At 74.7% G+C, this 11,563-nt stretch carries 11 protein-coding genes; 5 read left to right on the top strand and 6 right to left on the bottom strand.

Annotated elements, in window-relative coordinates:
- Positions 1-302: 302 nt before the first annotated feature.
- The 3 genes from LEP48_RS00110 to LEP48_RS00120 form a co-directional block, all read right to left on the bottom strand.
- Positions 303-512 (bottom strand): hypothetical protein, encoded by a 210-nt coding sequence (locus LEP48_RS00110; RefSeq protein WP_225563485.1) that lies wholly within the window; start codon positions 510-512, stop codon positions 303-305.
- 62 nt (positions 513-574) lie between these two features.
- Positions 575-1,024 carry a hypothetical protein gene (locus LEP48_RS00115; RefSeq protein ID WP_225563486.1) on the bottom strand — a complete coding sequence of 150 codons (450 nt, stop codon included), beginning with the start codon at positions 1,022-1,024 and terminating at the stop codon, positions 575-577.
- A 43-nt stretch (positions 1,025-1,067) separates the two neighbouring features.
- On the bottom strand, positions 1,068-2,018 hold the full coding sequence (locus LEP48_RS00120) for a helix-turn-helix transcriptional regulator (RefSeq protein ID WP_225563487.1): 951 nt from the start codon (positions 2,016-2,018) through the stop codon (positions 1,068-1,070).
- A 132-nt stretch (positions 2,019-2,150) separates the two neighbouring features.
- Between LEP48_RS00120 and LEP48_RS00125 the strand changes: the two genes are divergently transcribed.
- Positions 2,151-3,287: an epoxide hydrolase family protein gene (locus tag LEP48_RS00125; protein WP_225563488.1), complete on the top strand. Its 1,137-nt coding sequence runs from the start codon at positions 2,151-2,153 to the stop codon at positions 3,285-3,287.
- Positions 3,288-3,299: 12 nt separating this feature from the next.
- Here the strand turns inward: LEP48_RS00125 and LEP48_RS00130 are convergent, their stop codons facing one another.
- Positions 3,300-3,770: a pyridoxamine 5'-phosphate oxidase family protein gene (locus LEP48_RS00130; protein WP_225563489.1), complete on the bottom strand. Its 471-nt coding sequence runs from the start codon at positions 3,768-3,770 to the stop codon at positions 3,300-3,302.
- 77 nt (positions 3,771-3,847) lie between these two features.
- Between LEP48_RS00130 and LEP48_RS00135 the strand changes: the two genes are divergently transcribed.
- Positions 3,848-4,696 carry a siderophore-interacting protein gene (locus tag LEP48_RS00135; protein ID WP_225563490.1) on the top strand — a complete coding sequence of 283 codons (849 nt, stop codon included), beginning with the start codon at positions 3,848-3,850 and terminating at the stop codon, positions 4,694-4,696.
- A 49-nt stretch (positions 4,697-4,745) separates the two neighbouring features.
- On the opposite strand, the gene LEP48_RS00140 is transcribed toward LEP48_RS00135, so the two are convergent.
- Complete coding sequence (locus LEP48_RS00140) at positions 4,746-5,219, bottom strand: hypothetical protein (protein WP_225563491.1); 474 nt, start codon at positions 5,217-5,219, stop codon at positions 4,746-4,748.
- 139 nt (positions 5,220-5,358) lie between these two features.
- Here LEP48_RS00140 and LEP48_RS00145 point away from each other — a divergent pair, with 139 nt between their 5' ends.
- Positions 5,359-7,059 (top strand): hypothetical protein, encoded by a 1,701-nt coding sequence (locus tag LEP48_RS00145; protein ID WP_225563492.1) that lies wholly within the window; start codon positions 5,359-5,361, stop codon positions 7,057-7,059.
- A 106-nt stretch (positions 7,060-7,165) separates the two neighbouring features.
- Here LEP48_RS00145 and LEP48_RS00150 read toward each other — a convergent pair whose 3' ends face one another.
- Positions 7,166-7,927, bottom strand: a complete 762-nt coding sequence (locus LEP48_RS00150) for an IclR family transcriptional regulator (RefSeq protein ID WP_225563493.1) — start codon at positions 7,925-7,927, stop codon at positions 7,166-7,168.
- A gap of 152 nt (positions 7,928-8,079) precedes the next feature.
- On the opposite strand from LEP48_RS00150, the gene hutH reads away from it, so the two are divergent.
- Together hutH and hutU are read left to right on the top strand one after the other, a co-directional pair.
- Positions 8,080-9,813, top strand: a complete 1,734-nt coding sequence (hutH, locus tag LEP48_RS00155) for a histidine ammonia-lyase (RefSeq protein ID WP_225563494.1) — start codon at positions 8,080-8,082, stop codon at positions 9,811-9,813.
- A 16-nt stretch (positions 9,814-9,829) separates the two neighbouring features.
- Positions 9,830-11,563: a urocanate hydratase gene (gene hutU / locus LEP48_RS00160; protein ID WP_225563495.1), complete on the top strand. Its 1,734-nt coding sequence runs from the start codon at positions 9,830-9,832 to the stop codon at positions 11,561-11,563.

Raw genomic sequence — 11,563 nt, forward strand, 5'->3', positions numbered from 1 at the left:
CAAGAAGTGTTGTTGGGACTGCTGCACGGATAGGTGACAGTGGTTCTCAGGCGGCGAGTGCGACCTGAGTGGTGATGATGGCTTCGTACTCGATGGGGGTCAAGCGTCCCGCCGCTCGAACCTGATTTTCTCGTCGTCGATGTCCACGACTTGATCGTCGACGGTGCGCGCGGTCGAGGGCTGCGGCGGTCCGGGCCGGATCACGCGCTAGCTTTCGGCCTTCGTGCGCGATATGTGGCCGGCCTGGAAATGCTGGACCAAGGTGACCGCAGCGAAGGTTGCCGCTTCCGCGTCTGCTCCACTCACTCCGAGAGGACCTCCGGGTCATCGGTCCCGTGACGGTCGAACTCGCTGCGCCACACCATCCCCGTCAGGTGGTGGATCGTGACGCGTGAGTCGTTGCGAATCAGCTTCCCGAGAGTCGCGTCGTCGTCATCGGGGGCGAACGTGCTCTTGCCCGCGGCTTCCACGCCGACGCCTACCAGACGGAGTACAACACCCTCCGCCCGCACGAGGCCATCGCGTGGAACCGGCCCCTGGACGCTGCGGCGCACCACCCGGACGGCGGCGGGCGTCAGATCGACGTGGCGATGCTGTCCACCGACGAGTACGAGGAGATCGCCGCGAAGAATCCGCCGAACATCGCGAGCACGATGAACAGCACGTACAGCACCCAGAACGACGTGAAGATGATCGACAGCCACAGCCCCCACCTGCCGAGGGTGTTGGGGTAGCCCACCTTCTTCGACTCCGACAGGGCCATCGCGGAGACGACGATCCCGGCGGGGGAGATGATGAACGCGAGGATGAAGCCGACGATGCCCATCGTCTTGCCGGGCGGGTCCGGGGCGTAGCCCGGGTAGCCGTAACCGGGCGCCGGGTACGGACCCTGGGGGTAGCCGGCCTGGGGGTAGCCGGCCTGGGGATAGCCGTGCTGGTCGTAGCCAGGCTGGGCGTAGCCCTGCGGAGGCTGCTGCGGGTTCTGCTGCGGGGACGGCTCGCCGGCCGGATACGGATCGCTCACGGGGACAGTGTCGTGGATCGACGGCGTCCGGCGCCAGCACGTGTCAGCCGTCGACCGCCCGGGCGTAGCGCACGGACAGGACCCGCAGGTGCTCGACGAGCTCCGGCGGCTCGGCCGCGTGGAAGTCGAGGCCGAGCATGCCGATCCACACGGCGACCACCTCGACGCTGTCGCCGCCGGTGACGAGCACGCTGCGGCCGTCCGGCAGCGGCTCGACGGTGCCCACGGCGGGGTTGATCCGCGCCAGCACCTCCTCGGCCGGGGCCTCGACGGTGATGCGGGCGTGCACCGCCCAGCCGGTACGCGCCACCTCCTGCACGACGAACGTCGTGAGGTCGCCGGGGAACGGGGCGGGGACGAAGCGCCGCCCGCCCGGGGTGCGTAGCCGCAGCCAGTCGACGCGGTACGGCGTCCACGCGCCCGTGGCGACGTCGCGTCCCACCAGGAACCACCGGCGCTGCCACGAGACCAGGTGGTACGGCTCGATCTCGGCGGGCTCGTCCGCGTAGAGGCAGCGCAGGCTCTGGTGGTCGCGGACGGCGTCGGCCACCGCCGCCAGCGTGGCGGAGTCGACGCGCGGGTCCTCGACGTTGGAGCCGGTGTTCTCGGGGCCGGCCGTGCTGGCGTCGCGGATGGCGGCGAGCCGGCGGCGGAGGCGGTCGGGCATCACCTGCTCCAGCTTGGTCAGCGCCGACTGCCCGGACTCCTCGAATCCCGCGGTGCCCGTGACGGTGCGCAGGCCCACGGCCACGGCGACGGCCTCGGTGTCGTCGAGCAGCAGCGGGGGCAGGCGGGCGCCCGCCCCGAGCCGGTACCGCCCGCCCGGGCCCCGGACGGCATGGACGGGATAGCCCAGCTCACGCAGCCGTGCCACGTCGTTGCGGACGGTGCGGTCGGTGACGTCGAGGCGTTCGGCAAGCTCGGCTCCCGACCAGTCCGGCCGTGACTGGAGGAGGCCGAGCAGCGTCAGCATGCGCGCCGAGGTGGAGCCCATCGCGACCTCCGGAAGTTCGTCGAGAAGTGGTCGAACCCTCCCAGAATAAAGGAAGGAACCTTTCCTGAACCGTCACTACGGTGGTCTCAGGAGCTGGGGCGAGGGCCCGGCTCACGACACCGGGAGAACGCCATGACCACCACCACCGCCGGTCAGGCCGGCATCGAGCTCCGCCCGTTCACCGCGGCGGCCCCGCAGGCCGACCTGGACGACCTGCGGCAGCGGCTCGAGCGGACCCGCTTCGCCCCGGCAGCCCCCGGCGACTCGTGGGACTACGGCACGCCGGAGTCCTACCTGCGCGACATGGTCGAGCGGTGGAAGGGCTTCGACTGGCGCGCCGTCGAGGCCCGGCTCAACGCCTTCCCGCAGTTCACCACCGAGATCGACGGGCAGACGGTCCACCTCCTGCACGTGCGTTCCGCGCACGCGGACGCGACGCCGTTGCTGCTGGCGCACACCTACCCCGGCTCCGTGCTCGACTTCCTCGACATGATCGACCCGCTGGTCGACCCGGTCGCGCACGGTGGCCGCGCCGAGGACGCCTTCGACGTCGTCGTCCCGTCGATGCCGGGCTTCGGCTTCTCGACCCCGCTGGTCGGGGAGTGGACGATGGCGCGGGTCGCGCAGACCTACGACACCCTGATGCGGGGGCTCGGCTACGAGTCCTACGGCATCCACGGCAGCGACGGCGGGGCGATGGTCGCGCGCGAGCTCGCCGTGCTCGACCCCGAGGGCTTCCTCGGCGCGCACGTGCTGCACCTGTTCTCCTTCCCGTCCGGCGCGCCGGGGGAGATGGACGGGTTCGGCGAGAAGGAGTACGCGGCGCTCGCCCACGCGCAGTGGTTCCAGTCGGTGGGCGCGTACAACGTGATGAACGCGTCGCGGCCGCAGACCGTCGCGGCCGGGCTGGCGGACTCGCCCGTGGCGACCCTGGCCTACTCCGAGCTCTTCGAGAGCTTCGGCAACGGCACGTCGCTGGTGCGCCCGGAGCAGGTGCTGGCGCAGGCCACGCTCTACTGGCTGACCAACACCTACGCCACGGCCGCGCGCTACCACTACGCGGAGCAGCGCTCCGGTGCCGAGCCCGTCGTCAGCCAGGGGCGGATCGGCGTCGCGGTCTTCAAGGACGACTTCCAGACCATCCGCAGCCTCGCCGAGCGGGACAACGCGCGCATCGAGCACTGGTCCGAGCTTCCCCGCGGCGGGCACTTCGCCGCGATGGAGGTGCCGGACGACGTCGTCGCCGACCTGCGGGTGTTCTTCGGCTGACGAGCCGGCGCATCATCCGAGCGGCACGGGCACCCGGCGGTCGGTGCCCGTGCCGCGCTCCGGATCACGGCCCCGCACCAGGACCTCCCACCGATCGACCTCCAGGAGGTACAGGCGGAGGTCGGACCCGCCGGCCAGCTCCTCAGGCGTGAACGACACCCCGTCGCGGGTGTCGGCGTACGCCGCGGCGCAGCGGGTCCCGAGCTCGTCGTCGGGCACGCGCCGTGCCCGGCCCGTGAGGTACACGGCCTCCGCGGACCCGACCCGGACGGTGGAGTCGAAGACGACGCCCTCGACGCGCGGCTCGCGCTCGACGTTCCGGGAGTGGTGCGCGGCGGGGGACGACACCCAGTAGACGTGGTGACCGTCCCGAGTGAAGAACACCGGCGAGACGCGGGGGGCGCCGTCCGGGTCGATCGTCGCGAGCGCGACGTAGCGGACGGTGGCCAGGACGCGTGCGGCGTCCGAGGTGAGGTCGGTCATGGTCGGCGGACCCGGCGTCGGCCGCGAACTCATCGGACGGTGGACCCGTCGGCGGGACCTCGTGATGGAATCGACGGGTGTTCACGCGATCCCGCACCCGCTTCGACCTCGTCCCCCGTCGCGTGCGCGTGCACGCCGTCACCGAGCTGACCGGCTCGATGCGTCGCACGACGTTCCGTGACGTCGACGGAGCCGACCCCGGCGCGCCGACGTCGCTGGCCGCGCTCCGGGCCCCTGGCCCGGAGGACCACGTCAAGGTCTTCCTCCCGGACCCGGCCACCGGCGAGCTGCACGCCCCGACGACCGCCCCTGACGGCGGGCTGCAGCGGCCCACCGGCGTCGTCTCCATCTCGCGGGACTACACGGTGCGTGCCACGCGCACGGTGGACGGCGTGGCCGAGCTCGACGTCGACTGGGTGCTGCATGGCGACGAGGGCCCGGCCTCCGCGTGGGCGGCGCGCGCCGCCGTGGGCGACGAGGTGGTGCTCGCCGGGCCGCGCGGCAGCGTGGGGGTGCCCGACGGCGTCGCCCGGCTCACGCTCGTCGGCGACGAGACGGGTCTGCCGGCCCTCGCGCGGTGGGTCCGGTCGACGGGGCCGCAGGTGCCGGTGACGGCCGTCGTCGAGATCGGCGACGACGTCGACGAGGAGTTCGTCGAGGCCGAGCTGGGGCGCGCGGAGGTCGAGATCCTCTACCGCACCGACGGCCCGGGGCAGCTCGAGACCGCGGTGCGCTCGCTCGGCGGACTGGAGGACGGCGAGTTCCTCGTGGCGCTCGGCGAGGCGGGCGAGCTGGTGCCGGTGCGTCGCTACCTGCGCCGGGAGCTCGGCCTGCCCGCCGAGCGGCTGTCCCTCGCCGGGTACTGGCGCCGGGGCACGGTCAACCTGGACCACCACCTGCCGCTGGACCCGAGCGACCCGGACTGACGGGAGGTGCCCCGCCCGCCGGGGCCGCGGTGAATGGCAGCGGGCCCGGTCAGCCGGCGGCGCGGTCGGTCTCGCCGCGCAGGGTGTCGATCTGCTCCTGCAGCCCGCCGAGCAGCCGCGCCACGTCGTCGGCCCCGGCGTCCGCGGCCTCCTGCGTCACGTGCCTGACCTCGGCCGACGCGGCCTCGAGCGCCACCTGGGCGTCCTGGAGCGCGACGACGGCGCCGTCCTTCGAGTCCTGGGCGCGCTGGAGCGCGTCCCGGGCCTCCTCCGTGGCGGCGGTGGCGGACGCCACGGCGTTCGTGACGTCGCCGGCCAGCGCGGCGGGGAGGTCGGACGCCTGCTGCTCCAGGCGCTGGAGGTCGTCCTCGATGGCCTGCGCCTGGTTCTGGGCATCGGCGATGAAGCGTTCGACGTCGGCGGGGGCGGAACACGCGCCGAGCATCATCGCGAGGGCGAGCAGGCTCGCGGCGGCAAGACGGGTGGTCGTCTTGCCCTTCGTCGATGTCGGCGCTGACGTCATGGACCGATTCTGCCCTGAGACGCCGCCGGTGCAGGGGTTCGAATCCACAGAAGGTGTGGAGATCTTGGACACGCTCGGCCGGGTCGGGACAGTGCTGGAAGGATTCGGGCAGCGAAGGGCCGCGACCGAGGGAGTGGCGATGACCGACGGGATCCGGGCCGACGGTGGCCGCGTCGCCGGCCTGGCCGCCCTCCTGCGGCACGGCGCGAGCACCTGGACCCAACGGGCGGACGCCACCGCGCTGACCGGTCTGGGACCGGGGGTCGCCGACGCCGCCACGCAGGCCGCGGCCACCTGGCGCGCCGAGCTCACCGTCGGCGGCGACGCCGTCCGCGACCTCGCCCGCTCCCTGGACGACGGGCTCGCCACCCTGCGGCAGACGGACGACGACGCCGTCCGCCGGGCCGGGCAGGTGCGGCACACCTCCTTCGCCGCCCCGACGCCGTCCGGCGTCGGCGTGCGGACGCAGGGCGCCCAGGCCGCCGCCCGCCGCTGGGGCGGCGACGTCCTCACCGCGCCCGAGGGAGCGCCCGACGACGTCCGCGCGGGCGCAGGCGAGTACGAGACCACGGCGGACCTCCTGGACGAGCGGGCGGACACGCTGACCGCGACGGCCCACGAGGTCACCGACGCCGACGCCGAGGCCGGGACGGCGGCGGCGCAGGGCGCGCTGGCACTCGCCGACCTGGCCCGCCTCGAGGCAGGCGGCTGCCGGATCATCGCCGCCGGGCTGCGCGCCTACGCGACCGCGCTCGACGGCGCGCAGAAGGACCACGCCGCGACGTCCGGGGCTGCTGCCGGCGCGGAGGACGCCCTGCGTCTCGCCCTCGGCGACGCCGCCGGGCACGCCCGGCTCGCGGGTTTCGCCCCGACCGGCACGGTCACCGCGCTCGACGCGGCGGCGGCGCTCGCGGCCGGTGTCGGCGACCCGGACAAGGCCGTCGTGTCCGCGGCCGAGTGGGCGGCGTACCTCGCGGTCCGCGACGACCTCTCCGACGCGGAGCTGGCCCGGTTCGACGCCGTGCTGGCGGACGCCCGGACCCCCGAGGAGCGGCAGGCGGTGATCGCCGCCCTCGCCACGGGGGCCGGACTGCCGCTCGCGCTCGCGCTCGCCCGGCGGCTCCGGCAGATGACGCCTGCCGAGGTGCGCGCCGTCGCGTCGCTCGGCCTCGCCGACGTGGGTGCGGGCGTCTCCGGGGTGGCGCTCGGGACGCCCGACGGCACCGACCTGATCCAGTTCACCGGCACCACCTGTGGTTCCGCGTCCCTGCTCCTGCTGGCCGCGCAGCGCGACCCGTACCTGGCGCTGTTCCTCGCGACCGGCGAGACCGTGGACGGCCACGTGCCCGACTACCTCGCCGACATCCCGCGGATCGACCGCCTCGCGGGCGCCGGGCTCACCACGGGCGAACGGCTGCGACACGTGCAGGAACAGGTGCGCGTCCAGACCAACAGGTTCACGTTCTGGCCGGGTCGCTGGCTCGGGTCCGCGCCCTGGGGCTACGGCGACGAGGTGAGCAGGATCCTCGGCGGGCAGGACGTCGACATGTCGTACAGCCTGCTGAGGCCGAAGGGCGGCGCGCGCGACCTGGTCGCGCGCGCCGTCGCCTCCGTGGACGCCGGGACGCCCGTGCCGTTCCTCGTGGGTCCGAGCGGTACCGACGTGCCGCGCCACTACGTGCTGCTCGTTGGGCACTCGGACGGTGAGCTGCAGTTCTACGAGCCCGGCAGCGGCGAGGTGCGCAGCGTGTCCGTCCAGGACGCCGTCGCGGGGACCGGCCCCGTCGGGGCGTTCGGCAACTGGCACGCCATCTACGGGGCGGCGGTCCCGGAGGGCTGAGCTGCCCGGGCCGTCGCGACCAGGAGGGTCGACGTCGCGCGGTGCGCGCGAGGGCGGCGGGACCTCAGGGCCAGCGGGGTTGGCGGAGCGCCCTCGCCAGCACCGGTCAGCCGCGAGCGCCCAGGCGCCGGCTGACCTCGGCGGCGGCCCGCCCGGCGGCCGCGGCCAGCTCCGCGCGGCGGGCGTCGTCGACGTCGTCGGACCAGAACGTCAGGGCGACGCCCGCGACCGGGTAGCCCGTGTGGTCGAGGGCGGCGTGCGCGACGGACGCCAGGCCGGGCGTCACCTCGCCGTCCTCGGTGGCGTGGCCGCGGCGCCGGACGTCACGGAGCACCTCGCGCAGGTCACGCAGCGTGCGCGGTCCGACGCCGGTCCGGTCGGCCAGGGCGACGGCGCTGGGGAACAGCGCCCGCACCTGCGCGGCGGGCAGCAGGGCGAGGACGGCGCGGCCGCTGGCGGTGAGGTGGCCCGGCAGCCGCACGTCGACGTCGGTGACGAGCGACGGCCGGTGCGGGGCGCGCTGCTCCACCAGGTAGAGCACCTCGCGCCCGTGCAGGACGGCGAGGTGCGCGCTCTCGCCCGTCGTCTCGACCAGGCGCGCGACGACCGGGCGCGCGAGGCGGGCGAGCGGCGCCTGGCGGGTGTACGCCGACCCGAGGGAGAGCGAGGCCACGCCCAGGCCGTAGCGGTGCTCCTCCGGCAGGTGCGTCACGAACCCCTCGTCGACCAGCACCGACAGCAGGTGGTAGACGGTGGAGCGCGGCAGCCCCAGGTGCTGGGCCACGGCCGCCGCCGGGGACGGCCCGGGCTGCGCCGCCAGGTAGGTGAGCACCCGCAGCGTGCTGCGCGCCGCCGGCACGTCCGCCATCGTCCCTCCCTTCGCGCGAGGTCGGGCCCCGCGTGCCGCCGGGGCCGCCGGGCCGCGGACACGAGGCACGGCCGCCGCGCGTGTCTGGGATACCAGACTGAACTTCCCGCCGGCCGGTGTCCAGCCGCCCAGCGGCGGTGTGTGCTGGCCGCATGACCGTCACCACCCCCTCGGCGGCCCCCGGCGCCGTCGCCGACGTGGAGCTCACCGGCGAGCCCCTCACCGTCGACGACGTCGTCGCCGTCGCCCGCCACGGTGCCCCCGTCCGCATCGCCGACCGTGCGCTCGAGGCGATGGCCGCCAGCCGCGCCGTCGTCGACGACCTCGCAAACGACGACCGTCCGCACTACGGCGTCTCCACCGGCTTCGGCGCGCTGGCCCGGACGCACATCCCTCCCGAGAAGCGGGCGCAGCTCCAGGTCGGCCTCGTGCGCTCGCACGCCGCGGGCTCCGGCCCGGAGGTGGAGCGCGAGGTGGTGCGCGCCCTGCAGCTGCTGCGGCTGGCCACGCTCGCCACCGGGCGCACCGGCGCGCGGCCGGTCGTCGCCGAGACGTACGCGGCGATGCTGAACGCGCGGCTCACTCCCGTCGTGCACGAGTACGGCTCGCTCGGCTGCTCGGGCGACCTCGCGCCGCTGGCGCACGTCGCGCTCGCCGCGCTCGGCGAGGGGCCGGTCCGCGACGACGACGGCGTCCTCCGCGACGCCGACGAGGCGCTCGCGGCCGCGGGGATCGCCCCGCTGGAGCTGCGCGAGAAGGAGGGCCTGGCCCTCATCAACGGCACCGACGGCATGCTCGGCATGCTGTGCCTGGCCCTGGCGGACCTGCGCTCCCTGCTCACGACGGCGGACGTCGCCGCGGCCTCCAGCGTGGAGGCGCTCCTCGGCTCGGACGCGCCGTTCGCCGCGGACCTGGTCGGCATGCGTCCCCACCCCGGCCAGGCGGCGTCGGCCGCGAACCTCCGGGCGCTCCTCGCGGGGTCGCCCGTCGTGGCGAGCCACCGCCGGCTCGACGCCGACGGCCGCCCCGAGTGCACCCGCGTCCAGGACGCGTACTCGCTGCGCTGCGCCCCGCAGGTGCACGGCGCGGCGCGGGACACGCTGGACCACGCGGCGTCCGTCGCCGGCCGCGAGCTCGCCGCCGCCATCGACAACCCCGTGGTCACGGTGGACGGCCGCGTCGAGTCGAACGGCAACTTCCACGGCGCCCCCGTCGCCTACGTGCTGGACTTCCTCGCCGTCGCCGTGGCCGACGTCGCCGCGATGAGCGAGCGTCGCACCGACCGGTTCCTCGACGTGGCGCGCAACGAGGGGCTGCCGCCGTTCCTCGCCGACGACCCGGGCGTCGACTCCGGGCTGATGATCGCGCAGTACACCGCCGCGGGGATCGTGAGCGAGCTCAAGCGGCTCGCCGCGCCCGCGAGCGTCGACTCCATCCCGTCGTCGGCCATGCAGGAGGACCACGTGTCCATGGGCTGGGCCGCTGCCCGCAAGCTGCGCCGCGGCGTCGACGGGCTGGGCCGGGTGCTCGCCATCGAGCTCATGACCGCCGCACGCGCCCTCGACCTCCGCCTCGCTGACCTGTCGGGGCGAGAGTTGTCAGGACGTGGTGCACGCATCGATGCACGTGAGCCTGACAACTCCACGGGGCGAGAGTTGTCAGGACGTGGTGCACGTCGTGATGCACGTGAGCCTGACAGCTCCGCGGGCTCGCCAGGGTGGCGGGCCGCCGAGGGCACCGGGGCCGTCCACGCGCTGCTGCGCACCGCCGTCGAGGGGCCCGGACCGGACCGCTTCCTCGCACCCGAGATCGAGGCCGCGACCCGGCTGGTGGCGGACGGCGCGGTCGTCGCGGCCGCGGCCGCCGCCGTCGGACCGCTGAGCTGAACCGAAGGAGACACCGATGTCCCACCCCACGACGTACGACCGGGGCACCCCGGTCCCCGTGCGCGCACCGCGCGGCACCACCCTCACCGCGCGCAGCTGGCAGACCGAGGCGCCGCTGCGCATGCTCATGAACAACCTCGACCCCGAGGTGGCGGAGCGACCCGACGACCTGGTCGTCTACGGCGGCACCGGCCGCGCCGCGCGCGACTGGCCGAGCTACCACGCCATCGTGCGCACCCTGACGACGCTCGCCGACGACGAGACCCTGCTGGTCCAGTCCGGCAAGCCCGTCGGCGTGCTGCGCACCCACGAGTGGGCGCCCCGGGTGCTGATCGCCAACAGCAACCTCGTCGGCGACTGGGCGACCTGGCCCGAGTTCCGCCGCCTCGAGGCCCAGGGCCTGACGATGTACGGGCAGATGACGGCCGGCTCGTGGATCTACATCGGCGCGCAGGGCATCCTGCAGGGCACCTACGAGACGCTCGCCGCCGTCGCGGCCAAGCGGTTCGGCGGCACCCTGGCCGGGACGCTGACGCTCACCGGCGGCTGCGGCGGCATGGGCGGCGCGCAGCCCCTGGCGGTGACGCTCAACGGCGGCGTGTGCCTGGTGGTCGACGTCGACCGGTCCCGCCTGGAGCGGCGGGTGCGCGAGCGCTACCTCGACGAGGTCGCGGACTCGCTCGACGACGCCGTGCGCCGGGTCTCGGCGGCGCGTGCCGCGAGGCGGGCGTTGTCGGTCGGGGTCGTGGGCAACAGCGCGCACGTCGTGCCGGAGCTGCTGGAGCGCGGGGTCGAGGTGGACGTCGTCACGGACCAGACGTCCGCGCACGACCCGCTGTCGTACCTGCCCCTCGGCGTCGACCTCGACGCCTGGGCCGACTACGCCGCCGCCAAGCCGGAGGAGTTCACCGACCGGGCGCGCGAGTCGATGGCTCGGCACGTGGAGGGCATGGTCGGCTTCCTCGACGCCGGCGCCGAGGTGTTCGACTACGGCAACTCCCTGCGTGACGAGGCCCGCAGCGGCGGTTACGACCGGGCCTTCGAATTCCCCGGCTTCGTGCCCGCGTACATCCGGCCGCTGTTCGCCCAGGGCAAGGGGCCGTTCCGCTGGGCCGCCCTGTCGGGGGACCCCCGCGACATCGCCGCCACCGACCGGGCCGTGCTCGACCTCTTCCCTGACGACGACCACCTGCACCGGTGGATCCGCGCGGCCCAGGAGCGGGTCGCGTTCCAGGGGCTGCCCGCGCGCATCTGCTGGCTCGGCCACGGCGAGCGCGACCGGGCGGGCCTCGCGTTCAACGACCTGGTCGCGTCGGGCGAGGTCAGCGCGCCGGTCGTCATCGGCCGCGACCACCTCGACGCGGGCTCCGTCGCGTCCCCGTACCGGGAGACGGAGGGCATGGCCGACGGCTCCGACGCCATCGCGGACTGGCCGCTGCTCAACGCTCTCACCGCCGCGTCGTCGGGCGCGACCTGGGTGTCGCTGCACCACGGCGGGGGCGTCGGGATGGGTCGCTCGATCCACGCCGGGCAGGTCTCCGTGGCGGACGGGACGCCGCTGGCCGCCGTGAAGCTGGCGCGCGTGCTGTCGAACGACCCGGGGCTCGGCGTGCTGCGGCACGTCGACGCCGGCTACGACGACGCCACGGCCGCCGCCGAGCGCGGCGGCCTGCGCGTGCCCATGCTGGAGGCGGGGGACGCCGGGGTCACCGGGGTCACAGGGGTCACCGAGCCGCAGCGGGAGGACTGA

The organism is Isoptericola luteus (assembly GCF_020297055.1).
Classification (GTDB): Bacteria; Actinomycetota; Actinomycetes; order Actinomycetales; family Cellulomonadaceae; genus Isoptericola; species Isoptericola luteus.

Bases quoted from the DNA above. Each gene is read 5' to 3' on its own strand.
- LEP48_RS00120 (WP_225563487.1), bottom strand. From the start codon at position 2,018: ATGGGCTCCACCTCGGCGCGCATGCTGACGCTGCTCGGCCTCCTCCAG.
- LEP48_RS00125 (WP_225563488.1), top strand. From the start codon at position 2,151: ATGACCACCACCACCGCCGGTCAGGCCGGCATCGAGCTCCGCCCGTTC.
- LEP48_RS00130 (WP_225563489.1), bottom strand. From the start codon at position 3,770: ATGACCGACCTCACCTCGGACGCCGCACGCGTCCTGGCCACCGTCCGC.
- LEP48_RS00140 (WP_225563491.1), bottom strand. From the start codon at position 5,219: ATGACGTCAGCGCCGACATCGACGAAGGGCAAGACGACCACCCGTCTT.
- LEP48_RS00145 (WP_225563492.1), top strand. From the start codon at position 5,359: ATGACCGACGGGATCCGGGCCGACGGTGGCCGCGTCGCCGGCCTGGCC.
- LEP48_RS00150 (WP_225563493.1), bottom strand. From the start codon at position 7,927: ATGGCGGACGTGCCGGCGGCGCGCAGCACGCTGCGGGTGCTCACCTAC.
- hutH (WP_225563494.1), top strand. From the start codon at position 8,080: ATGACCGTCACCACCCCCTCGGCGGCCCCCGGCGCCGTCGCCGACGTG.
- hutU (WP_225563495.1), top strand. From the start codon at position 9,830: ATGTCCCACCCCACGACGTACGACCGGGGCACCCCGGTCCCCGTGCGC.